Genomic DNA, 23,324 nt, shown 5'->3' with positions numbered 1-23,324 from the left:
TTAAAAGTGTCATTATTCATATCCCGAAGGGGATTTCCGAAGCTGAAATTCCGCCTCAAACGCTCTACCTATTCGCAATAAGTCAGCTTCCTTGAACGGTCTTCCGATGAAAGTCAGGCCTATGGGTTCTCCATTCGCTTTGTATCCCATTGGGACCGTCAAAGCGGGATATTTAGCTACCGCGGCATAACCTGCGTGATAGTTGTTAATCGACAAAACAGCTTGTACTTGGTGAGTCTCCAAGGCCGCATCAAAAAAGTTCCGACCACTCTTTTCCAGACTGGCCTTCAGGCTTTCAACCTCATCCACAGTGGTCGTATCACTTACAATACCCTTCAACAGGTTTTGTCCATAGGGCATTCGAACCACCGAGTCTTTTGAATTGAAAGCGACAATATCCGCAACGGACTTCACTTTGACCTGCTCCGGTCGCGTATGTATCCTCAAATACTCTGGCAAATCACTCTTCATATCCATATTCAAAACATTGGAAAAACCGGTCAGGTCCCTCTTTGGTGGTTTGAACTCGATAATTTCAACACCTAAATCCCTTAATTTTTCAATGGTACTGCGATAAATGGAATCACTGTTCAATAGAGATGTTATGGCCCCTAATCGCATGTTTTTAAAAGGTTCTGGATGGAGGCCCGCGGAAATAATACCAGGATAATGATCCTTCACCGATTGGGCATCCGAAAGATCATGCCCCGTCATAGCCGATAACAGAATCGCATTATCCGTCACATTTCGGGTCATTGGGCCAGGGGTATCATAGGTACTTGAAATCGGCACTATACCTGTGCGACTTAAGAGTCCGACTGTTGGTTTTAACCCTACGATTGAATTGTGGCTACTCGGTGATAGTATCGATCCAGATGTTTCGGTACCCACCGCAGCTACGGCATACCCAGCTGCCATCGCCGTTCCACTACCCGAACTGGATCCGCCCGTATCGAAAACACGTCTTCCATATGGATTCAAGGTCTGTCCTCCAATAGCACTATACCCTGTCGGGCATGGTCGAGTCAAGTAATATGCCCATTCACTTAAGTTTACCTTTCCCAGAATCAATGCACCATTTTCCTTGAGACGCTTGACGATAAAGGCATCTTCTACAACATTGTCTTTCAGTGCGACAGCACCGGCCGTGGTCTTCATTCCGGCTGTATTGATATTGTCTTTCAGTAAAATAGGGAGTCCATATATCGGATGCCTGAAACTTGGAGCTCTACCCGCCGCATTTTCTTCGTCCAACGCGCGTGCTTGTGCCACCACATCCTCATTTAAGGCGATAATGGTGTTCAGTGTGGTGTTCGTATCCAATTCATAGGCGTATATGCGGTAGAGAAAGAACAAAACGATTTGTTCATAGGTTAAATCACCTTTATCGATTCTATCACGAAAACTAAAAATCGTTTGATCCAAGATCAGGGGCTTCAGTCGTTCATATTCGACTTCCGTTACTTTTGAAACTTCATCATATAAGGGAAGGAAAACCGTATTCTTGTCACTTACTCTAGACTGAATTAGTGCATAGCGCATCCGCTCATTTTCATGACCTTGATTGGTAGCCAGCTCTTCAGTTTCATCATAAGGCTCCCAAAGGGTGACGGCCTCCTTTGTACTGGCTAGTTTTTCCTTACATGAAAAAGCGAGCACTAAAAAAAGGAAAAACAGCGGTTTTTTCATGGAGTCAGGAATTTACTTTTTCAACTTCTTGTTCCACAAATCAATATTCTTTTGATTCATGCGAACAAATTCATCCTTGCCTTGTGCCTGTGCAAGTTGTAGTGATTTTTCGGCCGAAGCTATAGCGACTTCCAACTTGCCGAGTTTGGCCTCGGCTAAGGATTTCACGCGATGAAAATAATAGGTATCACCTCCAATTGCCAATGCTTTGGCCAAAAACTCAAGTGCCACGGCGTGTTTTATATCCTGTTCAACATAATATCGTGCAGCCTCATAATACGTCTGTGCAGTTGGATCCTGCGACAGTCTCGATAGAATTTGTCCTTCCATGATGGAGTGGGTATCCACGTTCAGCGGAATCGTAATTTTGGTTTTCGCCCAGTGCAATATCAAATCGGCACTGTCGTGGGATATATGGTCAAAAGCGATTAAAAAGTTCTCACGATGCTCTTGACTTTCCTGAGGCTTTAGAACCACTCTAAAGGCATCTTCATCAGGGTTGTATTTCTGCCGTCCATCGCCCCAGTGGGTGGTGTTCTTATGAAAAACGATTTCCCATTGGTCGGCTTCGGGAAAAGCATAAAGCGCATAGGTACCTGCGGGAAGTGCATTTCCCAAAATATCAATTGTGGCATCCACGGTAATCTTTGTTGATTCATTCGCCCCGACCCGCCAAATGCGTCCATAAGGCACTAAATCACCAAAAATCTTTCTTCCTCGCGTCGCAGGTCTGGAATACGCTATCTCAATAGTGGCAAAACCCACTTTCTGGATCACTTGAGCGGCAGGACTCGCTTTCGGATGTTCTAATTGCCCCATTGAGGCAACTGAAAAAAAGAAAAAACCTAGGCAAGCTGCTACTCTCATTGTTCAATTTTAAAAAAGGAGTCTACGAATTCATGTTTGTTGAAAACCTGAAGATCCTCAATACCCTCACCTACTCCAATATACTTGACCGGTATTTGAAATTGATCGGAGATACCGATGACCACACCGCCTTTTGCCGTTCCATCTAATTTGGTCACTGCCAAAGAAGTGACTTCAGTGGCCTTCGTAAATTGTTTGGCTTGTTCGAAGGCATTTTGCCCTGTTGACCCATCAAGCACCAATAGCACATCATGAGGGGTATCGTCGACTACTTTTTGCATGACCCTTTTGATCTTGCTCAACTCGTTCATTAAGTTCACCTTATTGTGCAAACGACCAGCAGTATCAATGATGACCACATCGGCATCTTGACTAACCGCCGAATTCAAGGTATCAAAGGCTACCGATGCCGGGTCACTACCCATGTTCTGTTTTACAATGGGTACATCGACCCGATTGGCCCAAACCTCTAATTGATCAATGGCAGCTGCTCGGAAGGTATCCCCCGCGCCTAAAACCACTTTCAAACCTTGTTGCTTGAACTGATGCGCCAATTTACCGATGGTGGTGGTTTTTCCAACGCCATTGACACCGACTACCATAATCACATACGGTTTCTTGTCCTTCGGAATACCGAATTCAATATCCTCGCCAACATGGGTTTCGGACAACAAGCCTGCAATCTCTTCGCGAAGAATAGTGTTCAATTCATCAGTACCTACATATTTGTCTTTGGCAACACGATCCTCTATTCGATCAATGATTTTTAAGGTAGTCTCCACTCCCACATCCGAAGTTACCAAAACTTCTTCGAGATTATCCAATACATCGTCGTCAACCTTTGATTTACCGGCTACAGCTTTGGTCATTTTGGAAAAGAAACTGGATTTGGTCTTTTCCAATCCTTTATCCAAGGTCTCTTTCTTCTTCGACGAAAAAATATTTTTAAACAAGCTCATGATGCAATATAAAGTTTTACCAAAGATAGCGAAGTGCCACATATTTTATAAGGTCAATAGCAAAACTGGTTCTGGAATTATCTGGATATCACGCCCAAGTCCGGTCAATGCGCAAAACTCAGGATACTGATTCCCCTTTTTGAAGAAAGGCCCAATTTGATTCCGAGTATTGACCCATGAGTCGGCAAACCCGAAATCAATCCTGATCCAGTACCATGGTTTGATTTGAATCCGATGTTCGTTATTACCTTGGACAGGGGGCCACTTGCGATTCGAGACGAAATAGGTTTGAACCCCACAAAAGTCACGGACAAAGTGGCTGAACAGGCTTGGAAATCATTCCGAAAAGGAGCTGATAGCGCCATGAAATCTCTTGGGGAAAGCCTATCGAATACCTTCAAGAAGAGAAAAGGGTAAGGCAATAAAGGTGTAAAAAAAAAGCCCCATTCTTTCGAAAGGGGCTTTTCTATTTCTTGTGGCTTACTATTTTTTAGCCAACCATTCATTGACCATTTCCGGTGGCATAACCGATTCTACGAAAGTATAGGCACCTGATTTTTGTGATTTGACCATCTTAATGGCCTTTGTCAATCTTTTTGAACTGGTCTGTAAACTTGCAACGGTCTTCTTTGCCATGACTATATTTTTTTATCCCGATCGGGAATCACTTATTTAATTTCTTTATGAACGGTCATACGCTTCAAAATCGGATTGAATTTCTTGATTTCCATCCGTTCTGGAGTATTCTTTTTATTCTTGGTAGTAATATAACGGCTCGTTCCGGGCATGCCCGAATCTTTGTGCTCTGTACACTCCAAAATTACCTGTATTCTATTTCCCTTCTTTGCCATTGTAACCTATTTTTAGGGATTATTACTTCAAAACGCCCTGAGCTTTCGCTTCCTTCAGAACTGCTGAAATACCTTTTTTATTAATGATTTTCAATGCCTTAGCCGAAACCTTTAGGGTTACCCAACGATCTTCTTCAGGAATATAAAAACGCTTTTTAGAAAGGTTTACATTAAACCTTCTTCTGGTCTTATTGATGGAGAACGATACGTTATTCCCGAACATCGCTCTTTTTCCAGTGATTTCACAAACTTTTGACATTGCGCTGATTTTTTTACAGGCTGCAAATTTATATCATTTTTGCGGGACGCACAAAATTCTACTTCAGAATTTTAAAATTTCTTTTTGCAGCAGTTCAAATGCCTTATTTACAGACTTTTGCACAACTCTTTCACGATGATTGCCCATCATGAATTTTTCAGTAAAAACCCGTTCAGGAGTGGCAATGGCAATGAAGACCGTACCGATGCCAACATCTGAATCTCCTTTGGTCGGCCCAGCATTGCCGGTTGTGGCAATGGCAAAATCAGTGCCCAACAGGTCTCGAACGTTATGCGCCATGGCCTCTGCAACCTCATGACTGACCACTGAATGGTTCTCGATCAATTTCTCATCGACATTCAAAACCTCGATTTTCGTTGCTGTAGCATAACTGACCACGCTCCCTTTGAAATAAGCAGAAGCTCCCGGTACCGAGGTAATCTGCTGTGCTATTTTTCCTCCGGTAAAACTTTCGGCAGTGGAAAGGGTGACTCCTTTTGCCACACATAATTTTCCGATTACCGCCTCTAAGGTCTCCTCATTCTCCAGACCATAAATAATCTCACCGATTAAAGGGTTCAGTTTATCAATTTCCCTTTCCACTGCCATCTCCAGCGCTTTTCTATCTAGACCTTTGGCAGTCAACCGTAATCGTACCCGGCCCAAATTTGGAAGATAGGCCAACTTTATGAAATCGGGTAGCTCGTTTTCCCAAGTTTCTATTTTTTCCGCAATAGCACTTTCACCCATTCCATAGGTGACCAAGGTCTTGTGTAAGATATACGGACGTTCAAACTCCGAAACGACCCTAGGTATCACGGCATCCGTAATGAGGTGTTTCATTTCAAAGGGTACACCGGGTAAGGACACAAAAACCGTTTCCCCGTCCCTGATCCACATACCCGGTGCTGTTCCGTATGCATTATGAAGTGCCTCTGATTTAGCGGGAATCAAGGCCTGATCTCTATTGATCTCAGAAATAGCGGATGTCGTTATATATTTTTCGAACAAGTGTTCGACATGTGCCAAAACATCTAGGTCTTGCACCAAAGTATCGTTGAAAAATTCACATAGGGTATGCTTGGTGATATCGTCTTTGGTCGGGCCCAAACCTCCGGTCAAAATGACTAATTGCGCATGCTGCTTTGCTTCGCCAAGTGCCTTTAAGATATGTTCCCGTTCATCTTGAACCGATGTTATTTGATACACCGAGACCCCAATTTTATTGAGCTCTTTGGAAATAAATGCGGAGTTGGTGTCGACAATTTGGCCGATGAGTATTTCATCACCAATTGTAATAATCTCTGCGAACATTAAAGATTGAAGTCTTTTTTAAGTTCGGAAACGACCTGTTCAATATCTTTTTTCAGACTAGGAAATATGCCTTTTATCTCTTCCATATTCGCCTCGCTCTTACCTAAGGTTTCCATTTCCAAGGCTACAGCCCTTGTTTGTTCCATACCCAACAAATCAACATTCGGCTTTATCTTATGGGCTAATTGATACACCTGCTGGTAATTCTCGGAAGCAAGTGCCTCTTCCAAACCGTTCAAGTCTTGCGGAACTTCATCCAAAAAAACGGAAATTACAGAATTGATGAAGTCCTCGTCCCCATCCGCCATTTCATTGATCTTATCTAAACTGTATATCATTCATTTAATTTTTAAATGGAACATCTCTTGCGCTTCCAATATGCCGGTAAGATAGTCATTTGCCTGTATTTTACCAACGCCGGCAGGAGTGCCAGTGAAAATTATATCGCCTTTTTTAAGCATAAAATAGGTAGAAACGTAGCTGATCAGTTCATCTATTTTCCACAACATATGAGCCGTATTTCCTTTTTGAACTACCGTATCATTTTTCAATAACGAAAAATCCATATTATTGGTATTTTCAAAGCGATTTTTTGGCAACCACCGACCTATTACGGCAGCACCGTCAAATCCTTTTGCCTTTTCCCAGGGCAATCCCTTTTCTTTCAATTTAGATTGTAGGTCTCTGGCAGTAAAGTCAATACCCAAACCTATCTCATCATAGTAGGTGTGTGCAAATTTTTCATCGATGTGCTTACCCACTTTTTTGATTTTTACCAAAACCTCCACTTCATAATGAACCTCTTTTGAGAATTCGGGAATATAAAAGTCTTGCTCCTTTGGCAAAACCGAAGAATCGGGTTTAATAAAGACCACTGGTTCTTCAGGGCGTTCATTGGCCAATTCCTCAATATGTTCCGTATAGTTTCTTCCGATACAAATAAGTTTCATTCCATGTACGAGTTAGGTGATTCATTTAGATTTTCCGGCTTTTGCTCAAATTATACACTTTTGAAATCGAACCCACAATTGATTTTAAACTGGACCGCTTCACCAGTACACCTAGAACAGGAATATGCACCTGTTGTTCGCTGCATACCTGAACTCGATTTCAGGCGATACGTTCAAAACGCTAGAAATCATTGGGGACTGCATAGTTGCACCTCGGGCGTATCACAATTTAGTATTCAACTTGCTCAACTTAATTTGGGTCAGCACTTTTTTGGTGTACAGAGGAAAGTCGGCATTCAATAACCAACTGAAGTACCCTGGTTCTTTATCAAGTACATCAAGTACTTTCTTTCCCTTATGCTTTCCAAAACCAAAAGTTTCGTCATCGTTTTCATCTAAAACTATAAAGCCTGCAAAATCTACGGTACGCCTGTGCGATGAGAATTCAGCGAGCTTCTTAATATTGTTCTCCAATTCGGGATACCGGTCTAATTGGGACAACAGCACTTCATAGGTTGCATTGGTATCAGCTTCAGCGCTGTGCGCATCAGTAAGGTCTTTGTCGCAATAAAATCGATAGGCTGCTGCCAATGTGCGTTTTTCCATCTTATGAAAAATGGTTTGTACATCTACCGATACCGTACTTTTCATATCAAAATCAATATCCGCGCGCAACAATTCTTCTGCCAACAACGGAATATCAAAACGATCGGAATTGAATCCACCAAGGTCACAATCCTTGATCATGGTGTAGATCTCTCGAGATAGCTGTTTGAAGGTAGGCTCGTTAGATACCTTTTCATTGGTAATACCATGAATGGCCATCACATCGGCAGGTATGGTCATTTCCGGATTTACCAACCATGTTTTACTTTCCTTATTCCCGTTCGGAAATACTTTCAAAATCGCGATTTCCACTATTCTGTCTTTAGCTACATTGGTTCCGGTGGTCTCCAAATCAAAAAAACAGATAGGTCTTGTCAGCTTAAGTTCCATCCTGTGCAGTTGTTTGTGCAAAGATAATTAGAAGGATTGTTTAATTGTTTTTAAGTTTGCCTTTATTACCAAAATTTGTACCGTACTTATGAAGTCAGCTTTTATCTTTACTATATCGATTATCTTGCTATCGGGATGCTCCTCCCGCAGTTCTGAATTCCCATATTCCACATCTCCCGAAGCTTTAAAGGAATTCAATAAGGGTTGGGTCCAAATTATGGATGAAGGCCGTTATGGTGCTGCAGAGGATTCTTACAGAAAGGCGGTCAACCTAGACCCAAACTTCCTTGTCGGCAAAAGCGTTTTGGCACGACTGACGTTAAATCTCGAAGAACGCATAGCTTTCGAAAGGGAACTATTCGAAAGAAAGAATGAAGTGGAGGGTGATGAACGCTTGATATTGGAGGTATATAGGGCTTTGGTGCGCTATACGAATCTGAGGGATCAAGGGGCGCCGCAGGCAGGAAAGGTACTTAATGAGGCCATGCAGACCGCTGAAAAAAATCTGGGTTCGGTGGTTCATAAATACCCCAAAGAAACCTATCTAAAGGCCGAATATGTTGAATTTCTCCATTCGCGCTATGGACCGAGAAAGGCGCTAGATTCCTTAAACGCGCTATCGCTCCCGGAACAACAGAAAAACCCTTTTTTGATCGGTGTTGCGGCTACCATGCAGGCAGAACTTGATCAATTTGATGGCGCTCTTGAGAAGGCCAAAGAACTCGAGCAGGTCGTTAACGACCCGGAACAACCGAAACCGTATGCGGTCTATGCCTATATCTATCTACAAATGGGAAATCTGGAACTAGCGAAAACCAACGCCGATAAAGCCAATGAACTCGATCCCTTGAACTTAGATGCAAGTAGACTGAAAGAGCGCATTGATGTACTACTTTCACAAAAAGTCGTTGATTCGACCGAAATCGACCAATAAGTAATGTATCATCCTTGTTTTGACTTTTGATTCGATGTCTAGGACCAGAATCGATCAAACCAAATCACCATATACCGAAGTAGGACTTTGCCATTCGTTCACGCATCCGGGCTATAACCGGGTATTAATGATGTTATTGAAGGCCGAACCAAAAGTATAGCTTAGCCCCACACTGAATCCGAGTTCGAAATCCGTCGCAATTTGTTTTTGCTGTAATAGCACATCTTCGATGGAAGCATCGCCGGCGGGAAGATTGATCTGATCGCGGATGATTTCGAAATTTCCGGAAAAACGTACGGAGAGCCCTTTGATAAGACGTACCGAAAAACGACCGAAAAGTTGCAACCGGTTTTTCTCAAAATCATCTAAAAAGGTGGAAGCCCGCAGTCGGGTATAGACATTTCCCCAGGGTTGTCGATAGCGGACCTGAACATCCAAGGAATGGTTGAAAATACCCTCTCGCATCTTATTGAAAATCGTGGGTTCTATGTAATCGCTATGGAAAAAACCAACACGATAGGCGAATACTACCTCTCGCCGAAGCACCTCTTTGTATGGAAATATATTATACTCAATAGCGGGATTGAAATAATATCTAAAATCCAAATTGGTAAACGTATCATGTCGCAGACCTGCAAAAACACCCGTAGACCAATGATCACTGAGGCTTCTAACAATACTACCGGCAGCAAAATACCGAAAGCGTTCACTAGTAAACGTTTCATCCTCTCTAATGAACTCACTATTCGCTTGATTCATTTGTAGGTCAGTTCGGATACGCCATTTTTCCGTAACGCGATCACTTTCAAAACCTAGTTCATATTCAAACTCCTTACGACTCGATTCTTTGTTGAGCTCAGCTTCGCCATAGACCTCGAAAATCCAGTTATTCCATGGGTCGGCAAAATCGATATCCTGTTGTTTGGCCAAGCCCGCATTCGATATCTCATAGTCTATACTATCTACCAGTTCAGATAGGATCAAATACTTCAACAGTCCTTTCTTAATCGACTTCACAAGTCCGATGCGGATTTCATCAGCCGTCATATTCGCATTGGTCTCATAGTCGTGGTTCGTGATGATATCGGCATAATCGTCCAAGCCGGTAAAGTCTAACTTATAGGTGCGTCCGCCACTGCCATTTGCAATGTCATAAATGAATAATTGGATGTTGGCTTGAGCTTGGTCGCGAACGTGGTTCACGAATTTGATTTCTTGTCGGATATAACTTTTTTCACAGCTACAGTCAACAAAAAGTTTCAATCGGGCTTTTGGCTTTTCTTGGGAAAAACAAAAGGTGGAAATCACTAAAAGGAGGTAAACAAAGGTATTCCCGAATAGCATCGGGAATCTTTTCTTGGGTCGCAACATAAAATCAATCAAACGACCTCAAATTTAAGGAAAGGCCAGAGGGATTGTCAATAGCAATATCAACAAAAATTTCAAGCTTCCGTTACGAATTACGAAATCGTTTTCGCCAACCACTGAAAATACTCGAATACCCCATTAAAACGGCTACAGTTCCCTATTGATATCCCAAGCTTCTAAGTAGTCCGCTACAGCCTTCGCGAACATGCTTCCTAAAGCCCCATTGACCACACGATGGTCATAGCTATGGGAAATATACATCTTACTGCGAATACCGATAAAATCGCCTTCCGGTGTTTCGATTACCGCTGGCATTTTGCGAATAGCACCCAAAGCCAAGATACCTACTTGGGGTTGGTTGATAATCGGCGTACCGAACACACTGCCAAATGTACCCACATTGGTTACCGTGTAGGTGCCCTCTTGAATCTCATCGGGCTTGAGGCCATTCTCACGTGAACGACGGGCCAAATCGTTGACGACTTTGGCCATTCCTACCAGGTTTAATCGATCGGCATTCTTGATTACCGGAACGATTAAATTACCATCTGGTAAGGCGGCCGCCATACCGATATTGATGTTCTTTTTCTTGATGACCTTATCACCATCGACCGAAATGTTCATCATGGGATACTTCTTCAAGGCTTTGGCAACAGCCTCCATAAAAATGGGGGTGAACGTCAATTTCTCCCCTTCCATTTTTTCAAAGGTATCCTTCATTTTCATGCGCCAGTTGACCACATTGGTTACATCTACCTCAATAAAGCTCTGTACATGGGCCGAAGTCGATACGCTGTCAACCATATGTTTCGCGATCAACTTGCCCATACGGGACATTTCAATGACCTCATCAGAACCCGAAGGTGACATGGTGGAAACCTGATCGTTTGTCGGCTTCTTTGCATTCGCAACAATAGGCGTAACCACCGCTTTGCTCTCATCTGCAATAGATACCGGTTCCACAACCGTCCTTTTCGTTTCAGGTGTTACAACGGAACCGGATACTTTGCCGTTCTTTATAAACGCCAAAATATCATTTTTGGTGACCCGACCTCCTTTGCCGGTACCTTCAATGGTATCTAAAATAGCAATGGAAATACCTTCTTCCTTAGCGATATTTTTGACCAAAGGAGAATAAAATCGTTCGGTATCGCTATAGTCTTGTAAAGGGGAACTTGAGGCTTCTTTGGCAATGGAAATCGTTTCCGCCACGGCCGCCACGGTTTCCTTAGAAACCTCAGTGCTTTTGTTTACCGTTTCGGCGCCATTTACCCCTCCTTCAATTTCTATGATAGCCACCGTTTCACCTACTTTGATAATGTCATCGATGTCAAAAAGTTTTTCTTTCAAAATTCCCTCTACCTCACTCGGAACTTCTGAATCTACTTTGTCAGTAGCGATTTCAAAAACAGGGTCATCCATCTCAATAGTATCACCTACTTCCTTTAACCACGTTGTCAAAGTGGCTTCGGCAACGCTTTCGCCCATTCTTGGCAATTTCAATTCGAATTTTGACATATTATTATTTAAATGGCTCTTTGGTACTCATTTTTTGCAAAAATAATAAAATAAACAAGCTTTTTTTAAATTTTACTTAGTATTTCACTGTCGTGAATTCGCCTTCAACGAACCTTCGAAAGGAATCCTATTCAAAATACTACGCCCTAAGGTCACCTCATCGGCATACTCCAATTCATCGCCCACGGCGATTCCCCTGGCGATAGTGGATGTGCGAATATCCAACCCCTCTATCTGCTTGTAAATATAAAAATTGGTGGTATCACCCTCCATTGTAGAACTTAACGCGAAAATGAGCTCCTTTATTTTTTCTTGCTTGGCCTTGTTGATCAAAGAAGAGATTTTCAGGTCTTGTGGACCGACCCCTTCCATTGGTGATATCTTTCCCCCTAAGACGTGGTACAGCCCCCTGAACTGACCCGTATTTTCAATGGCCATCACATCTCTAATATCCTCTACGACACACACTAGACTTTTATCACGTTTCGGGTTCGAACAAATTTCACAAAGCTCAATATCCGAAATATTATGACAATTGCTACAGAATTTCACCTGACCTCTAAGCGCCTCCAAGGCCTTTGACAAACGCTCCGTTTGTTCACCAGGCTGTTTCAACAAATGCAAAACCAGCCTAAGAGCCGTGCGTTTGCCTATACCAGGCAATTGAGACATCTCATAGACCGCGTTCTCTAATAATTTCGAAGAAAAATCCATGGCGTATACTATCTGGCAAAATTACGATTTTAGATGGACGAACTCCCCATGGAAAGCATGTTTTTAACTTTTCGTAATTTGCCGAGGCAAAACATTTCTATGACTCCAACCCATATTTTATTGCTCATCGGTGGTTATTTTTTGATACTCCTACTCATCTCATACTTCACCGGCAAGAATGACTCGAATGTCGATTTCTTCAAAGCCGGTAAATCGTCTCCTTGGTACCTGGTCGCATTTGGTATGGTAGGTGCTTCGCTTTCAGGAGTTACTTTCATCTCCGTACCGGGTTGGGTGAAAGCATCCGAATTCAGTTACCTTCAAGTTGTTCTTGGTTATTTTTTGGGCTATATGGTAACGGCCTTTGTCTTACTGCCCGTCTATTACAGACAGAATGTAACCTCCATTTACGAGTATTTAGATGAGCGTTTTGGCTTCACCAGTTATAAGGTAGGTGCAATCTCTTTCTTTATCTCACGGGTTCTCGGGGCTGCATTTCGTCTCTTTTTGGTAGCCATCGTATTGCAGCAATTTGTTTTCGATGCCTGGAACGTACCTTATGAACTCACTGTAGTGTTGTCGATAGTCTTAATTTGGATTTACACCTTTCGCGGCGGTATCAAAACCATTGTTTGGACCGACACCCTACAAACCCTATTTATGCTGGTATCGGTTGGCTTATCTATTTATTTTATTCTGGAAAAACTTGATTGGAGCTTTACTGAATTTCTAGTCTCCGAAGAATTTAAGCAATACAATCAAGTTATTTTTATCGATGATTTTTTTGAAAAACAACACCTACTGAAATCATTTCTCGGGGGTATGTTCGTCACTATCTGTATGACCGGCCTTGATCAAGATATGATGCAGAAAAACCTGACGTGCCGAAATCTCAAAGATGCCCAAAAGAATATGGTCAGTTTCAGTATTGTTCTTGTAGTGACCACCTTTGTTTTTATGCTTTTAGGGGCACTCCTCTACATCTACGCCGAAAGGTATGCCATTGCCATGCCCCTGATGGATGGTAAACCCAAGTCGGATCTTTTGTTTCCGGAAATTGCCCTCAACAGCGGTTTGGGCATCACGGTTGCAGTTACCTTTATGCTAGGGCTCATCGCTGCCGCCTATAGCAGTGCGGATAGTGCTTTGACTTCATTGACCACATCTTTCTGTGTTGATTTTCTCGGGATAGAAAAGAAGACCGAACATGAACAAAAAAAGATTCGAAAAATTACACATGTGGGGATGAGTGTCTTATTGATTTTGGTCGTTATCCTATTCAAACACGTGTTGGATACCAACGTCATTGATGGCCTTCTTCAAGTAGCGGGATATACGTATGGACCTTTATTGGGACTCTTTGCCTTTGGTATTTTCACCAAACATGCGGTAAAGGACAACTATGTATGGATCGTAGCCCTAGTAGCAGTAGGAATCATTCTAGCCCTTGCCAAAATTCCTTCGGAAAGTTTGGGAGGCTATGCATTCGGATACGAGCTTTTACCCCTGAACGGCCTGTTGACATTCATTGGTCTTTGGTTGATAAGGGACACCAAAAAAAGTGGCGAAAAGAAAGCTTGACCCGAAAGAGAACATTTCAAGTAAAATTCATTTTTCCGATGAGAGCCATCGGCGTGAAAATGGTGTTGAAGATAGGTCTTTTGGTCCTTAAAAGTAGTACAGAGTAGCCTATGATTTGGCTCGATAAAAGGTTAAAAAAACCGATTAAAATTGGAAGAATATGTTAAAGTTTTGCAAGTAATCTACAACCGCAACAGGTCTTAATTTTCATATTGCCCCGTAGCCAACAATACAAGTGTACATGCCTCTTGAACTTCTATACCATTGTCTTTGAGTATTTTATAAAAATCAGGGTTTTCAGTTCCTGGATTAAATATGACCCTGCGAGGGTTAATTTTAAGAATATCCCCGTAATATTGAGGCTGACGTGCCGCCCCAATATATAAAGTGATGGTATCTATATTCCGAAAATTGTCTAAATTGGTCTCGATTTTAGTCCCTTTAATTTTGCCCGCTTTTAAACCAAAAGCTTCAGTATCTATGTTATGGTCCAACAACCGGTTTACGACAAGATTACTATAACGATGTAATTTAAGGGAAACTCCAAAAACAAGTGTCTTTTTCATTTGTTTAGACGATGTTAAAATTTACGGAATGGTGCAACTAATAGTGTACATCCCCGTCTATAGAAAACAAGTAAAGATTGACGAACGATAAACGAAAAGGTCGTTGATAAAGCTATATGTTTATAGTTAATGGTTAGTGTTTAGTATAGCGGAATCGACGACAGAAACCCCGGCCTTTGGTCGGGGTTTTGTGTTTTTCTACCAGCGGATAATGACACTGCCCCAAGTGAAACCGCTACCGAAGGCTGCCAAAACGACCAAATCGCCCTTGTTGACCTTCCCTTCTTCCCAAGCCTCTGTCAAAGCAATAGGAATCGATGCGGCTGTCGTATTCCCATACCTCATGATATTGTTATAGACTTGGTCATTACTTAAGCCAAACTTCTTTTGTACGAACTGTGAGATTCTAAGATTCGCCTGATGGGGTACCAAAAGATCGATATCGGAGGCTTGAAGGTCATTTGTTCCCAGTCCCTCCAAGATGACCTCACTAAATCGTACCACTGCATTCTTAAATACGAATTGTCCATTCATTACGGGCATATACGAAGTATCGTCCGGGTCGTTGTCGCTGACAATGTCATTTACCCATCGCCCCCCCATACCAGGGGCCAATAGGGCCAGTTCTTCTGCATGCTGACCTTCTGAGTGCAAGTGGGTGGATAAAATACCTTTCGTGGTATCTTCTTCCCTACTTAAGATCGCAGCACCAGCGCCATCTCCGAATATAACCGAAACGCCTCTACCCCTTGTGGTCATATCCAACCCTTTTGAATGTACCTCAGAACCGATAACAAGTACATTTTTATACATACCGCTCTTGATATACTGATCTGCCACTGAGAGCGCATAAACGAATCCTGAACATTGATTTCGCACATCCAAAGCGCCTACGGTTTTGATACCCAAGTCACGTTGCACCAGCACACCAGGACCGGGAAAGTAATAATCTGGACTTAAGGTGGCGAAGACGATGAAATCAATATCATCTTTGTCGATGCCTGCACGTTCAATGGCAATCTTTGCCGCCTCAACACCCATTGAAGTAGTAGTATCCCCGCCTTCTTTCTCTACATGTCTACGTTCTTGGATGCCCGTCCGTTCTTGAATCCATTCGTCACTGGTATCCATCAGTTTGGAAAGGTCATCGTTGGTAACCACTTTTTCAGGAACATAATGCCCTAGTCCCGTTATTTTGGAGTTATACATGTTTAATTCTATTTGGTTTGTCTTTCATTAGCTTTCGAGGGAAGTTTTGATTGCCTTAAACTTCCTTGATTCTCATAGCAATCTAGCGGTTTTATCTTTAAAAATGTAACACTTTTTCACAAAATAGCTTTTTCAAGATTCTCCCGAACTGTCGAGAAAGATAGAAGCAGCAATACCTTGTGTTTTGCCCAAAGCATAAAATCAGGTGATTTCTGCGCACTAGCACTTAAATTTTAGGGGAGATGGGCCATACTATTATCTATTTCAGCGGCATTGTCCGCGAGCTTTCGACTTGAAATGGACAAAACGACTAGTCGACATACTTAAGGTAGTTGTCCACCACAATCCTGGCCTTGAGATCATGAAGCAGATTATACAATCCGAAAAAGGTACGGTTCATATAGATGAAATGCTTTGACCCCCTATTGGCATTCATTTTACGCAGCTGTGTGTCTTTGGCAAATCGTTCACTGAGATTCGCTATTTGCTCCCAAAACCCGTCCGACCCGAAATCGAATGTTTTCTGGTTCAGCGGTGCGGTAAATAAGGCCAATAGTTCCCGAAACATCGCTTTGAAAAATTGGAGCTCCTCGGCAGTGTCGTTGGGTGTCAAGATTTCCAGATCGTACAGTTTTTGGGTAAAACGATTTTCGTCTTCGAATACCTCCTTTTTTGCCAATTCAAAATAAGGCGTATAAAAGGAATCTGGTACCTCTTTGATACAGCCGAAATCAATAGCGATTAAATTACCGCTTTCACTCACCAAAAAGTTACCTGGATGTGGATCGGCATGTACCTTGCGAAGCACATGAATTTGATACATGTAAAAATCCCATAGGGTTTGACCTAGCAGATCTCCATGTTCTTCGGAAAAATCGAATTTGGTAAAATCGCTCAAATGCGTCCCGTTCATCCAATCCATTGTCAAGATACGTTCGCTAGACCAGTCCTCATAGTACTTGGGAAACTCTAAGTTCGGAATGAGGGCACAGGTTTCCGTAATTTCACGGCTGTGTTTGATTTCCAAGCGATAATCCGTTTCCTCAATCAATTTGTGCTCTACTTCCTTAAAATACTTATCTGAATCTTTACCCTTGATATTGAACATTTTTAGGGCAATAGGTTTTACCAAGGCCAAATCACTACTAATACTTTCCGCAACACCAGGGTATTGAATCTTCACGGCCAATTCTTTACCGTCTTTGAAAGCACGATGCACTTGACCGATGCTGGCCGCATTAACCGATTCTTTTTCAAAGGAGTCAAAGACCTCATCAGGATATTGTCCCAAATACTTTTTGAACGTTTTACGAACCAATGGGCCGGACAAGGGTGGTACGGAAAATTGCGAAAGGGAGAACTTCTCTACATAGGCCTTAGGAAGCATGTTTTTCTCCATACTCAACATTTGGGCCACCTTCAGTGCACTGCCCTTTAACGTCTTTAGGCCATCGTATATATCTGTCGCATTGTCCTCATCCAACTCCTCACGGGAAAGTTCGGGATTGACCAACTTTTTGCCAAAATGCTTCATATAGTTCCCCCCGATTTTAACTCCGGTCTTTACCAGTTTACCAGCTCTCTCGATTTTTCCAGTGGGTATACTATCTAGGGTTTTCATGGGCAGATATTCAGGTTAGTTTTTCTTTGAACAGAAACTTTCCGAAATCGATGATGTTGTCTAAAGGGGTATTGTCAAAAACATCGAAAACCGTCTGGATCGATTTTTCTATGGCGATGTCGGTTTTCTCAAAACCTGGAGAATCGTCATCTATCCAAAATTTTAAGATGAATAACAACTGCAGCCACGCTCCTTCGGAAAACAGGCTGGGATTATGCTTGGTAAATTTGAAGTTTTTCCCCGCATTCCCATCATTGATCAATCCAGTGGCATAGGTCTTGACCTGTTTACGCAATCCTTTCAACTGCTCCATGTTCTTCATGACATTTTTGTCATTGTGCAATGTAAACAAGACGTAACTTCTGTTCAGCGCAAGTAATTCGAAAAAGGAATAAAAAAAAGTGAGCATCTTATCTTTATTGGAAAATTGCTCGTAGTCCTTGTTTTTTTCGATTAATTGCTGGGTATGTGAGAAAAAAGTATTCCATATTGCCTTTTGAATACCGGAGATAGAACCGAAGTTATCATAAAAAGAGGGCTCTTCTATTCCGTTATGCTTGCAGAATTTATAAATGGATTTCGGAACCATTTCATGTTCTAGAACATATTCCATATAAATCGCTATGATGTCCTCACCACTTATTTTTTTTGTTTTCGTTTTTGCAGCCATACTGTTCTATTTTATGTTTATGATATCAACAACACCTCTCTAGATTCCATTAAAAAACGTGCTTCCAAAGCTGAAAACACGTTTTTAAACAACCTAACCAATAAATAAACTTGTAAATAAATTTTCTTTTTCAAAACATTTATAACACTGTAAATATAAGTTCTGTTTAACTTATTTATATAAAAATTAAACAAAAAGTTTTGTTAAAGTTTATTCTACCCATTTAAATCGCTTAAAATGTCAGTTTGTCAGCCTTGATCGGTATGGTACTTTTTTTGACAATAGAAGGCTCATAGAGACATTGTCTTAAGGTGACTCAACAAATACTAATCCGCCGCCTTAGAGTGGTAAGTGAATTAACATGATATAATTATGGCAACAGGTAAAATCAATGTTTCAGTGGAGAATATTTTTCCACTTATCAAGAAATTTCTTTACAGTGACCACGAAATTTTTCTTCGTGAATTAATATCCAATGCAACTGATGCGACACTTAAGTTAAAACACCTCACATCGATCGGTGAGGCCAAGGTAGACTACGGGAATCCGCAAATCGAGGTTAAAATAGACAAAGAAGGTAAAAAACTTCACATTATCGATCAAGGTATCGGTATGACCGAAGATGAGGTCAAGAAATACATAAATGAACTTGCATTTTCAGGTGCTGAGGAATTCTTGAACAAATATGATGATACCGCTAAAGATGCTGGCATTATCGGACATTTTGGTCTAGGCTTCTATTCTTCCTTCATGGTCGCCGAGAAAGTAGAAATCATCACGAAGAGCCATAAGGACGAACCCGCAGCTCATTGGTCTTGTGATGGTTCACCGAATTTTAGCCTAAAGAAAGGAAAGAAAGAAGATCATGGTACTGAGATTATCCTGCACATTGCGGAGGACTCGAAAGAGTTTTTGGAAGAAAATCGAATTAGCGAACTCTTGAGTAAGTACAATAAGTTCATGCCTATTGCAATTAAATTCGGTACCAAAACAGAAACACTTCCTAAACCGGAAGGAGCTAAGGAGGAAGATCCCGCGCCCACAAAAGAGGTTGACAATATCATTAATAATCCAAACCCAGCGTGGACCAAGCAACCCAAAGACCTAGAGGATACAGACTACAAGGCGTTCTATCGCGAATTATATCCCATGCAGTTCGAGGAGCCGTTGTTCCATATTCACCTGAATGTGGACTACCCCTTCAACCTGACCGGTATTCTTTATTTCCCGAAGTTGACCAATGACCTGAACATACAGAAAGATCGAATTCAACTGTATCAGAATCAAGTCTTCGTTACCGATAATGTCGAAGGTATCGTTCCTGAGTTTTTGACAATGCTTCGCGGGGTTATCGATTCACCTGATATTCCATTGAATGTATCAAGATCATATCTTCAGGCCGATGGCGCCGTTAAGAAAATCTCTTCCTATATCTCAAGGAAAGTTGCGGACAAGCTCAATTCCCTATTTAAGAATAATAGAGAAGATTTCGAGTCGAAATGGAACGACATCAAAATCGTTATCGAATATGGAATGCTTTCAGAAGAAAAATTCTTCGACAAGGCAGATAAGTTCGCCCTCTACCCTACCGTCGACGGAAGTTACTATACTTTTGAAGAACTTCAAGAAAAAATCAAGGACGCCCAAACCGACAAAGACGACAAACTGGTCATTTTGTATGCATCGGACAAAGAGGCGCAGCATAGTTATATCGAGGCCGCTAAAGGTAAAGGATATGAGGTCTTATTGATGGATTCACCTATAATCGGTCACTTGATGCAGAAGTTGGAAACCTCGAAAGAGAATATCTCCTTTGCGCGAGTGGATGCAGACCATTTGGATAACCTCATCAAAAAAGAGGATACTCAGATTTCCAAACTTTCGGATGAGGAAAAAGAGAAATTGAAGACCAATTTAGAAGAGGTTATTGAAGATAAGAAGTATACGGTTCAGCTTGAAGCGATGGATAGTACAGCTTCGCCCTTTATCATTACCGAACCTGAATTTATGCGCCGTATGAAAGAAATGCAACAGACCGGAGGTGGTGGTATGTTCGGTATGGGAGGTATGCCCGAAATGTATAACCTGATCGTGAATACGAATCACGAGCTTGTGGGCGAAATCTTGAACACAAAAACCGCTAAAAAGCGCGAACGACTCATCAACCAAAGTATCGACTTGGCACGATTGTCAAAAGGACTCTTAAAGGGCGAGGAATTGACCGCCTTTATCAAGCGTAGTTACGAAATGGTGAAGTAGACACGCATTGAAATAATTGAAAAACCGCTTTGGGTATTGACCTAAAGCGGTTTTTGCGTTATAGTACCCAGATCACTGTCGTCCGCTAGGTACAAAACTCATGTCACCTCCTCATTACAAAAAAGAACTAGCCTTAGCCACACTGTCAATAGCACTGAACATCATACAAGCAACTCAACCCTACGGTGCAGCTCACATGATCGCTAAATCATTCACCGATGAGCTTTAATCGCTTTTGGATTGCACATATCTGATACTGAATACGTTAAAAAGATGCTAAAAATCTTAAACAGAGCAAAACTTCCCTTAATTTGAAGCTCATCAATTTTCAAATTCATCACTTAAAACGAAAAACATGAGAACGGTATTACTATTTACATTACTTAGTGCCATGGCGGTCGGACTGGCGCAGGAAGATCCTAAAGTTTCGACTATGGATTTTGTACAGGTTCTAAATGGCAATAAGGCCGAGGCGCTATTTTATTATGTTAACAATTGGAAAGTACTTCGGGAAAATGCGTTGGAAAAAGGATTCATTCATTCGTATCAACTGTTGGAAACCCCAAGAGGCGAAGGCGAACCCTTTGAACTTCTATTGATTACCACCTATAAAAACCAAAAGGAATATGAACGTTCCGAAGAACGTTTTGATGTCTTGATCGCCGAAAAGGGACCCCTCCATCTAATGAACGGAAAAAAACCGGGCGAATTTCGAAAAGTACTTTTTAGTAAACTGGCCACCCAAGTTTTTTAATCCAAATAGAATGACACAACAACATAAATCAAGAAGGTCTTTTGTAAAGAACCTCAGTTTAGGCATTGGCTCTACCGCCATTTTACCAGTACTTTCCTCCTTCCAGGATTTAAACGAGAAAATTGGCAGAACAGACAGGAAAAAATTAAATATCGCCTTGTGCGGTTTAGGGCGATACGCTACTCTTTTGGCCCGTAGCTTTGTCGATACCGAATATTGTAATTTAGCGGGTATCATTACAGGTACCCCTTCGAAAGCGGTAGATTGGAAGCGGCGTTATGCAATTCCTGATGCCAATATTTATGATTATGGGAATTTCGATACCCTCAAGGACAATCCAGATATCGATTTGGTATATGTGGTATTGCCTAATGGCATGCATAAAGAGTTTACGCTACGTGCAGCAGCGGCAGGCAAGCATGTCATTGTTGAAAAACCCATGGCCTTCACCGAAAAAGATTGCGAAGAAATGATTACTGCTTGTCAGAAGGCAGGGGTGCAACTAGCAGTCGGATATCGCTTACACTATGAACCCAATCACTTGGAAATTAAACGCCTAGGACAACGAAAGGTATTCGGACAAGTGCGCCTTATCGAAGTGTCATTAGGGTATTCAATTGATGACATCGACCCAAATGATTGGCATTTGAAAAAAAACTTGTCAGGTGGCGGTCCTTTGATGAATCTGGGGGTATACTGCGTGCAAGCCAGCCGTTATGTACTGGGCGAAGAACCCATTGCAGCTACGGCCCAGTTCGGGCCGGTAACAAAACCAGAACTCTACACTGAAGTCGAGGAGTCAATCACTTGGCAGCTCTACTTTGCCAGCGGTGCTATGGCTACCTCTACCAGTACAAATAGTTCTGGAGTGGATCGGTTTTTTGCATCTGCGGAAAAGGGATTTTTTGAGCTCAGCCCCGCGGTCAGTTACGGTCCATTTCGTGGAAGGTCAAGTCATGGGGAATTCGACTTTCCGGTCATCAATCAACAGGCCGCCCAAATGGACGGGATCGCCAAGGTCATTTTAGCGGGAAAACAACTCCCCGAACATATTTCAGGAATTGAGGGCAAGAAGGATATGAAGGTTTTGGAAGCCATTTACACGGCAGCGGAAACGGGCAAAAAGATTTTTTTAAGCTAGGGTTGTAGCCTAGTCCTTTGGCAAACAACTTCGAAGCAAATCTGGGTGCCAACTAAAGCAGACTCTCGGGGCATTCGTAGGAGAATAACTTGCCCGAACCGACGTCCGTCTTACTGACCGGCCAACAGGCCTCGGAGCGACCTACCTGACGGCAGGCAGGTATAAATCTGAATTTTAGACTAAGAACCGACCCTACGATAATTGGAAGCATTGAATAACCAAGAGCACAGGTAGTGCTGGAGGTTACCAATAAATCGGGCCTTTGCCCAAATATTTCTCGGCGATAGGCCGATAATATCCCAAAACATCCTCTAAATCATATATTTTCTGACTCTTGGTATATAAATCATAGGTATTGAAGTCTTTGATCAGTTCTAAATATTCATAATCTTTCTCATTGAGCAATTCTGTATAACTGCCTCCGGTGTGCCATGGGTAAAAGGAGTGGTATCTGATCATTACCATGGCCGCTTCTGGAAGTCGATTGTCCTTATGATTGTTCAACACCTGATATAGGTATTCATCATGGCCCCATGCTAAATCGACATTGTCGATGCCGCAGCCTTCTTCGTAAATTCCGGTCTTTGTATTGTAGGTCTCATTTTGCATATCCGGATTCAATTCATTGAATTCAGGATACACACACGAATCCGGCAGGGCACAGCCAACAATGAATACGTCGCCTACCATTCCCCATTGTTCGGCCTGACTCGTTCCATCTTCATCACTCCCCCACAGGAACATTACTTTACCGAGGTCATGTATGAGTCCGGTAAGTTGCATCCAGTCTGGGCGCCCTTCTGCCCGAATCGCCTCAGCACTCTGTATGAGGTGCTGAACATTCGGTAAATCCAAATCAGGATCACTCACATCTATAAGGCGGTTCAAATGCCGCATAGCATCCCATAAATCCATAGGTTTATCGAACTTCAGGTATTTCTTATGCATGTTTTGAACATAATCGAAGGTCTGATTCGATCGCATTTTTCGATAGTGTTCCTTCACCGCTATGGAAACGTCCGGCGCTTCGTAGTCTCTAAAAATTTTTTCTTCCATGACAAAGAGGATTAAAATTTAATATTCTTCTCAATTTCGAGGATACCG

General features: G+C 42.1%; 24 protein-coding genes. 6 read left to right on the top strand and 18 right to left on the bottom strand.

The annotated features are described in order from the left end of the window. Positions 1 to 12: 12 nt before the first annotated feature. From ACKWCA_RS22190 to ftsY, 3 genes are read right to left on the bottom strand one after another with little or no spacing between them, the layout of a single operon-like run. Positions 13 to 1,689, bottom strand: coding sequence for an amidase family protein (locus ACKWCA_RS22190; protein ID WP_413980440.1), 1,677 nt, complete (start codon positions 1,687 to 1,689; stop codon positions 13 to 15). A gap of 12 nt (positions 1,690 to 1,701) precedes the next feature. Further along, positions 1,702 to 2,556 (bottom strand): DUF2911 domain-containing protein, encoded by an 855-nt coding sequence (locus ACKWCA_RS22185; protein WP_413980439.1) that lies wholly within the window; start codon positions 2,554 to 2,556, stop codon positions 1,702 to 1,704. Continuing rightward, the gene (ftsY, locus tag ACKWCA_RS22180; RefSeq protein ID WP_413980438.1) at positions 2,553 to 3,515 is read right to left on the bottom strand and encodes a signal recognition particle-docking protein FtsY; all 963 of its coding nucleotides are present in this window, start codon (positions 3,513 to 3,515) and stop codon (positions 2,553 to 2,555) included. Before ftsY ends, ACKWCA_RS22185 begins: the two co-directional genes overlap by 4 nt. A 234-nt stretch (positions 3,516 to 3,749) precedes the next feature. Here ftsY and ACKWCA_RS22175 point away from each other — a divergent pair, with 234 nt between their 5' ends. Further along, positions 3,750 to 3,932, top strand: coding sequence for a hypothetical protein (locus ACKWCA_RS22175; protein WP_413980437.1), 183 nt, complete (start codon positions 3,750 to 3,752; stop codon positions 3,930 to 3,932). 66 nt (positions 3,933 to 3,998) lie between these two features. Here ACKWCA_RS22175 and ACKWCA_RS22170 read toward each other — a convergent pair whose 3' ends face one another. The 7 genes from ACKWCA_RS22170 to ACKWCA_RS22140 form a co-directional block, all read right to left on the bottom strand. Next, positions 3,999 to 4,151 carry a DUF4295 domain-containing protein gene (locus tag ACKWCA_RS22170; RefSeq protein ID WP_413980436.1) on the bottom strand — a complete coding sequence of 51 codons (153 nt, stop codon included), beginning with the start codon at positions 4,149 to 4,151 and terminating at the stop codon, positions 3,999 to 4,001. Positions 4,152 to 4,183: 32 nt separating this feature from the next. Beyond that, positions 4,184 to 4,366 carry a 50S ribosomal protein L33 gene (gene rpmG, locus ACKWCA_RS22165; protein ID WP_072995257.1) on the bottom strand — a complete coding sequence of 61 codons (183 nt, stop codon included), beginning with the start codon at positions 4,364 to 4,366 and terminating at the stop codon, positions 4,184 to 4,186. Between the two features lie 22 nt (positions 4,367 to 4,388). Then, positions 4,389 to 4,625, bottom strand: a complete 237-nt coding sequence (gene rpmB, locus ACKWCA_RS22160) for a 50S ribosomal protein L28 (protein ID WP_413980435.1) — start codon at positions 4,623 to 4,625, stop codon at positions 4,389 to 4,391. Between the two features lie 63 nt (positions 4,626 to 4,688). Then, on the bottom strand, positions 4,689 to 5,939 hold the full coding sequence (locus ACKWCA_RS22155; protein ID WP_413980434.1) for a competence/damage-inducible protein A: 1,251 nt from the start codon (positions 5,937 to 5,939) through the stop codon (positions 4,689 to 4,691). Beyond that, positions 5,939 to 6,277: an Hpt domain-containing protein gene (locus ACKWCA_RS22150; RefSeq protein ID WP_413980433.1), complete on the bottom strand. Its 339-nt coding sequence runs from the start codon at positions 6,275 to 6,277 to the stop codon at positions 5,939 to 5,941. The genes ACKWCA_RS22155 and ACKWCA_RS22150 overlap by 1 nt, the downstream gene beginning before the upstream one ends. Next, positions 6,278 to 6,889 (bottom strand): fumarylacetoacetate hydrolase family protein, encoded by a 612-nt coding sequence (locus ACKWCA_RS22145; RefSeq protein WP_413980432.1) that lies wholly within the window; start codon positions 6,887 to 6,889, stop codon positions 6,278 to 6,280. Between the two features lie 222 nt (positions 6,890 to 7,111). Further along, positions 7,112 to 7,885: a 3'-5' exonuclease gene (locus tag ACKWCA_RS22140; protein WP_413980431.1), complete on the bottom strand. Its 774-nt coding sequence runs from the start codon at positions 7,883 to 7,885 to the stop codon at positions 7,112 to 7,114. An 88-nt stretch (positions 7,886 to 7,973) separates the two neighbouring features. Here ACKWCA_RS22140 and ACKWCA_RS22135 point away from each other — a divergent pair, with 88 nt between their 5' ends. Continuing rightward, positions 7,974 to 8,819: a tetratricopeptide repeat protein gene (locus ACKWCA_RS22135; protein ID WP_413980430.1), complete on the top strand. Its 846-nt coding sequence runs from the start codon at positions 7,974 to 7,976 to the stop codon at positions 8,817 to 8,819. Positions 8,820 to 8,930: 111 nt separating this feature from the next. Here the strand turns inward: ACKWCA_RS22135 and ACKWCA_RS22130 are convergent, their stop codons facing one another. The 3 genes from ACKWCA_RS22130 to recR form a co-directional block, all read right to left on the bottom strand. Beyond that, complete coding sequence (locus ACKWCA_RS22130; protein ID WP_413980429.1) at positions 8,931 to 10,082, bottom strand: DUF481 domain-containing protein; 1,152 nt, start codon at positions 10,080 to 10,082, stop codon at positions 8,931 to 8,933. A 252-nt stretch (positions 10,083 to 10,334) separates the two neighbouring features. Next, positions 10,335 to 11,705, bottom strand: coding sequence for a dihydrolipoamide acetyltransferase family protein (locus tag ACKWCA_RS22125; protein ID WP_413980428.1), 1,371 nt, complete (start codon positions 11,703 to 11,705; stop codon positions 10,335 to 10,337). An 84-nt stretch (positions 11,706 to 11,789) separates the two neighbouring features. Next, a complete protein-coding gene (gene recR / locus ACKWCA_RS22120; protein WP_413980427.1) occupies positions 11,790 to 12,419 on the bottom strand; it encodes a recombination mediator RecR in 630 nt (209 codons plus the stop codon). Between the two features lie 99 nt (positions 12,420 to 12,518). Between recR and ACKWCA_RS22115 the strand changes: the two genes are divergently transcribed. After that, positions 12,519 to 14,000, top strand: coding sequence for a sodium:solute symporter (locus ACKWCA_RS22115; RefSeq protein ID WP_413980426.1), 1,482 nt, complete (start codon positions 12,519 to 12,521; stop codon positions 13,998 to 14,000). 200 nt (positions 14,001 to 14,200) lie between these two features. Here the strand turns inward: ACKWCA_RS22115 and ACKWCA_RS22110 are convergent, their stop codons facing one another. From ACKWCA_RS22110 to ACKWCA_RS22095, 4 genes are all read right to left on the bottom strand, one after another. Then, positions 14,201 to 14,566 (bottom strand): CoA-binding protein, encoded by a 366-nt coding sequence (locus ACKWCA_RS22110; protein WP_413980425.1) that lies wholly within the window; start codon positions 14,564 to 14,566, stop codon positions 14,201 to 14,203. 198 nt (positions 14,567 to 14,764) lie between these two features. Beyond that, complete coding sequence (locus tag ACKWCA_RS22105) at positions 14,765 to 15,775, bottom strand: 3-oxoacyl-ACP synthase III family protein (RefSeq protein ID WP_413980424.1); 1,011 nt, start codon at positions 15,773 to 15,775, stop codon at positions 14,765 to 14,767. 310 nt (positions 15,776 to 16,085) lie between these two features. Continuing rightward, on the bottom strand, positions 16,086 to 17,396 hold the full coding sequence (locus tag ACKWCA_RS22100) for an ABC1 kinase family protein (protein ID WP_413980423.1): 1,311 nt from the start codon (positions 17,394 to 17,396) through the stop codon (positions 16,086 to 16,088). A gap of 10 nt (positions 17,397 to 17,406) precedes the next feature. Beyond that, positions 17,407 to 18,066, bottom strand: coding sequence for a TetR family transcriptional regulator C-terminal domain-containing protein (locus tag ACKWCA_RS22095; protein ID WP_413980422.1), 660 nt, complete (start codon positions 18,064 to 18,066; stop codon positions 17,407 to 17,409). Between the two features lie 372 nt (positions 18,067 to 18,438). On the opposite strand from ACKWCA_RS22095, the gene htpG reads away from it, so the two are divergent. From htpG to ACKWCA_RS22080, 3 genes are all read left to right on the top strand, one after another. Further along, positions 18,439 to 20,325, top strand: coding sequence for a molecular chaperone HtpG (htpG, locus tag ACKWCA_RS22090; protein ID WP_413980421.1), 1,887 nt, complete (start codon positions 18,439 to 18,441; stop codon positions 20,323 to 20,325). 355 nt (positions 20,326 to 20,680) lie between these two features. Then, on the top strand, positions 20,681 to 21,079 hold the full coding sequence (locus tag ACKWCA_RS22085; RefSeq protein ID WP_413980420.1) for a hypothetical protein: 399 nt from the start codon (positions 20,681 to 20,683) through the stop codon (positions 21,077 to 21,079). Positions 21,080 to 21,089: 10 nt separating this feature from the next. Further along, positions 21,090 to 22,220: a Gfo/Idh/MocA family protein gene (locus ACKWCA_RS22080; protein ID WP_413980419.1), complete on the top strand. Its 1,131-nt coding sequence runs from the start codon at positions 21,090 to 21,092 to the stop codon at positions 22,218 to 22,220. A gap of 243 nt (positions 22,221 to 22,463) precedes the next feature. Here ACKWCA_RS22080 and ACKWCA_RS22075 read toward each other — a convergent pair whose 3' ends face one another. Then, the gene (locus ACKWCA_RS22075) at positions 22,464 to 23,276 is read right to left on the bottom strand and encodes an inositol oxygenase family protein (RefSeq protein ID WP_413980418.1); all 813 of its coding nucleotides are present in this window, start codon (positions 23,274 to 23,276) and stop codon (positions 22,464 to 22,466) included. Positions 23,277 to 23,324: the final 48 nt, after the last annotated feature.

Source organism: Maribacter corallii (assembly GCF_047345415.1).
In the GTDB taxonomy this organism is placed as follows: domain Bacteria; phylum Bacteroidota; class Bacteroidia; order Flavobacteriales; family Flavobacteriaceae; genus Maribacter_C.
Note: the sequence above shows the minus strand (reverse complement) of the source record. Positions and strands in the feature narration are given on the sequence as shown.

Coding starts and splice junctions, on each gene's coding strand:
- ACKWCA_RS22100 (WP_413980423.1), bottom strand. CDS start 17,396: ATGAAAACCCTAGATAGTATACCCACTGGAAAAATCGAGAGAGCTGGT.
- ftsY (WP_413980438.1), bottom strand. CDS start 3,515: ATGAGCTTGTTTAAAAATATTTTTTCGTCGAAGAAGAAAGAGACCTTG.
- ACKWCA_RS22145 (WP_413980432.1), bottom strand. CDS start 6,889: ATGAAACTTATTTGTATCGGAAGAAACTATACGGAACATATTGAGGAA.
- ACKWCA_RS22175 (WP_413980437.1), top strand. CDS start 3,750: ATGTTCGTTATTACCTTGGACAGGGGGCCACTTGCGATTCGAGACGAA.
- ACKWCA_RS22150 (WP_413980433.1), bottom strand. CDS start 6,277: ATGATATACAGTTTAGATAAGATCAATGAAATGGCGGATGGGGACGAG.
- ACKWCA_RS22170 (WP_413980436.1), bottom strand. CDS start 4,151: ATGGCAAAGAAGACCGTTGCAAGTTTACAGACCAGTTCAAAAAGATTG.
- ACKWCA_RS22095 (WP_413980422.1), bottom strand. CDS start 18,066: ATGGCTGCAAAAACGAAAACAAAAAAAATAAGTGGTGAGGACATCATA.
- rpmG (WP_072995257.1), bottom strand. CDS start 4,366: ATGGCAAAGAAGGGAAATAGAATACAGGTAATTTTGGAGTGTACAGAG.
- ACKWCA_RS22110 (WP_413980425.1), bottom strand. CDS start 14,566: ATGAAAAAGACACTTGTTTTTGGAGTTTCCCTTAAATTACATCGTTAT.
- rpmB (WP_413980435.1), bottom strand. CDS start 4,625: ATGTCAAAAGTTTGTGAAATCACTGGAAAAAGAGCGATGTTCGGGAAT.
- ACKWCA_RS22085 (WP_413980420.1), top strand. CDS start 20,681: ATGAGAACGGTATTACTATTTACATTACTTAGTGCCATGGCGGTCGGA.
- ACKWCA_RS22115 (WP_413980426.1), top strand. CDS start 12,519: ATGACTCCAACCCATATTTTATTGCTCATCGGTGGTTATTTTTTGATA.
- htpG (WP_413980421.1), top strand. CDS start 18,439: ATGGCAACAGGTAAAATCAATGTTTCAGTGGAGAATATTTTTCCACTT.
- ACKWCA_RS22135 (WP_413980430.1), top strand. CDS start 7,974: ATGAAGTCAGCTTTTATCTTTACTATATCGATTATCTTGCTATCGGGA.
- ACKWCA_RS22080 (WP_413980419.1), top strand. CDS start 21,090: ATGACACAACAACATAAATCAAGAAGGTCTTTTGTAAAGAACCTCAGT.
- ACKWCA_RS22075 (WP_413980418.1), bottom strand. CDS start 23,276: ATGGAAGAAAAAATTTTTAGAGACTACGAAGCGCCGGACGTTTCCATA.
- ACKWCA_RS22155 (WP_413980434.1), bottom strand. CDS start 5,939: ATGTTCGCAGAGATTATTACAATTGGTGATGAAATACTCATCGGCCAA.
- ACKWCA_RS22140 (WP_413980431.1), bottom strand. CDS start 7,885: ATGGAACTTAAGCTGACAAGACCTATCTGTTTTTTTGATTTGGAGACC.
- ACKWCA_RS22190 (WP_413980440.1), bottom strand. CDS start 1,689: ATGAAAAAACCGCTGTTTTTCCTTTTTTTAGTGCTCGCTTTTTCATGT.
- ACKWCA_RS22185 (WP_413980439.1), bottom strand. CDS start 2,556: ATGAGAGTAGCAGCTTGCCTAGGTTTTTTCTTTTTTTCAGTTGCCTCA.
- ACKWCA_RS22105 (WP_413980424.1), bottom strand. CDS start 15,775: ATGTATAACTCCAAAATAACGGGACTAGGGCATTATGTTCCTGAAAAA.
- recR (WP_413980427.1), bottom strand. CDS start 12,419: ATGGATTTTTCTTCGAAATTATTAGAGAACGCGGTCTATGAGATGTCT.
- ACKWCA_RS22125 (WP_413980428.1), bottom strand. CDS start 11,705: ATGTCAAAATTCGAATTGAAATTGCCAAGAATGGGCGAAAGCGTTGCC.